This is a genomic window from Mesorhizobium sp. M7A.F.Ca.US.005.03.2.1 (assembly GCF_003997795.1).
Lineage (GTDB): Bacteria > Pseudomonadota > Alphaproteobacteria > Rhizobiales > Rhizobiaceae > Mesorhizobium > Mesorhizobium ciceri.
This window is the reverse complement of the sequence record NZ_RZRP01001000.1, coordinates 1-2,114: the sequence shown is the minus strand read 5'-3', so window position 1 is coordinate 2,114 and position 2,114 is coordinate 1. Positions and strand designations below refer to the sequence as shown.

General features: G+C 64.0%; 2 protein-coding genes and 1 pseudogene. All 3 read right to left on the bottom strand.

Going from position 1 to position 2,114, the window contains the following annotated elements; translation table 11 throughout:
* On the bottom strand, positions 1–821 hold an 821-nt coding region (locus tag EN991_RS33760), incomplete at its 3' end, for an ABC transporter permease (protein ID WP_164769576.1).
* Positions 821–1,951 carry an ABC transporter permease gene (locus tag EN991_RS33755; RefSeq protein WP_027161611.1) on the bottom strand — a complete coding sequence of 377 codons (1,131 nt, stop codon included), beginning with the start codon at positions 1,949–1,951 and terminating at the stop codon, positions 821–823. The genes EN991_RS33760 and EN991_RS33755, both read right to left, overlap by 1 nt.
* Positions 1,948–2,114: pseudogene (locus EN991_RS33750) on the bottom strand (ABC transporter ATP-binding protein); the annotation flags it as partial. The gene EN991_RS33755 and the pseudogene EN991_RS33750, both read right to left, overlap by 4 nt.

Below are 2,114 nucleotides of genomic sequence, written 5' to 3'. Positions count from 1 at the left end.
AGATAGGGCAGCGAAGAAAGGAACTGTGAGGGCACTGGAATGCCAAAAGCCTGTGCATGAAGCTGGCCGATCCACACCGCGCCGAAGATGTAGGCGCCGGCCAGCACCCGCCATGGCCGCCAGGAGGCGAACACCACCAGCGCCAGCGCGATCCAGCCGCGGCCGGCGCTCATGTTCTCCACCCATTGCGGCGTGTAGACCAGCGAGAGATGGCCGCCGGCGAGACCGGCACAGGCGCCGCCGAAGATGACCGCGAGGTATCGGTAGCGGATGACCTTGATGCCAAGCGCATGCGCCGAGGTGTGGCTGTCGCCGATCGAACGCAGCGTCAGCCCGGTGCGGGTCTTGAACAGGAACCACATGACGGCGGCGGTCAGCGCGATCGAAATGTAGAAGATCGGATCCTGGCCAAACAGCAGCCTGCCGACCACAGGGATTTCCGTCAGGCCGGGAATGTCGAGGTTGGGCAGCCTTTCGCCGGGCTGGCCGACGAAGCTGGTGCCCATCATGCCGGACAGGCCAAGGCCGAGCAGCGTCAGCGACAGGCCGGTCGCCACCTGATTGGTGGCCAGCGACAGCGTCATGACGGCAAACAGCAGCGAGAACACCGCGCCCATGGCAATGGCCGCCAAAAGGCCGATCCAGGGCGATCCGGTGAGATAGGTTGCGCCGAAGCCGCCGACGGCGCCCATGATCATCATGCCTTCGACGCCGAGATTGAGTACGCCGGAGCGCTCGACCACCAGCTCACCGATTGCCGCGATCAGCAGCGGCGTTGCCGCGGTGGCGATGGTCAGAAGGATGTTTACGGTGATGTCCATCAACGGGCTTCCTTCAGCTTCGGTGCGGCTTCGAGTTTGGCCACGCCTTCCGGTTTGGTCAGCGCCAGGCCGACCAGGCGTATGCGGTAATGGATGAGCGTGTCGCAGCCGAGCACGAAGAACAAAAGCATGCCCTGGAACACCCGCGCCACCTTGTCGGAGATGCCGAGCGCGCTCTGCACTGCTTCGCCGCCGAGATAGGTCAGTGCCAGCACCAGTCCGGCGGCAACGATGCCAAGCGGGTTGAGACGGCCGAGGAACGCCACGATGATGGCGGTGAAGCCGTAGCCCGGCGAAATGACGGGCTGCAGCTGACCGATGGCGCCCGAGACCTCCGAGATACCGGCAAGTCCCGCCAGCGCGCCCGACAGCAGGAAGGCAAAGAACACCATCCGGTTGAGGCCGAAGCCGGCGAAGCGTCCTGCCCGCGGGCTCGAGCCCAGCACGCGCACCTCGAAACCTTTCAGCATGCGGCTCATCAGGATCCAGACCAGCACCGCGGCGACCAGCGCGAAGACAAAACCCCAGTTTGCCCGTCCGGCATCCGGCATCAGTTCCGGCAACACGGCCGAATCGTTGAACTGGATGGTCTGCGGGAAGCCATGGCCCTGCGGATCGCGCCACGGTCCGCGCACCAGCCAGTCGAGGAAGAGTTGCGCGACATAGACCAGCATCAGGCTGGTCAGGATCTCGTTGGTGCCGAAGCGCGTCTTGAGCAGAGCCGGGATCGCCGCATAGGCCGCACCTCCGACCATGCCGAGCAACAGCATCAACGGCAGCACCAGCGGGCCTTCGAACTGCGGAAACAGTACTGGAAGCATCGAGCCAACGATGCCGCCGAGGATGAACTGGCCTTCGGCGCCGATGTTCCAGATGTTGGCCTTGTAGCAAACCGACAGGCCGACGGCGATCAGGATGAGCGGCGCGGCCTTGATCGCCAGCTCATGCAACTGCCAGACTTGGCTGATCGGCTCGATGAAATAGATGTTGAACGCAGTCAGCGGATTGACGCCGAGCAGCGCGAACATGACGGCCCCGGCAATGATGGTCAGCGCGAAGGCGATGAACGGCGACAGGGCCGAAAACAGCATGGAACGCTGCGGGCGTTTGACGAGTTCGAGGCGCATCATGCCGTCTCCAACGTGTGTTCGGCGTGACCGGGTTCGGCGCCACCCATCAGCAAGCCGACCTTCTCGAAGGTCGCCTCGGCGATCGGTATCGGCTTCGACAACTCGCCATTGTGCATGACGGCGATCGCATCCGAGATCTCGAACAGCTCGTCGAGATCCTGGC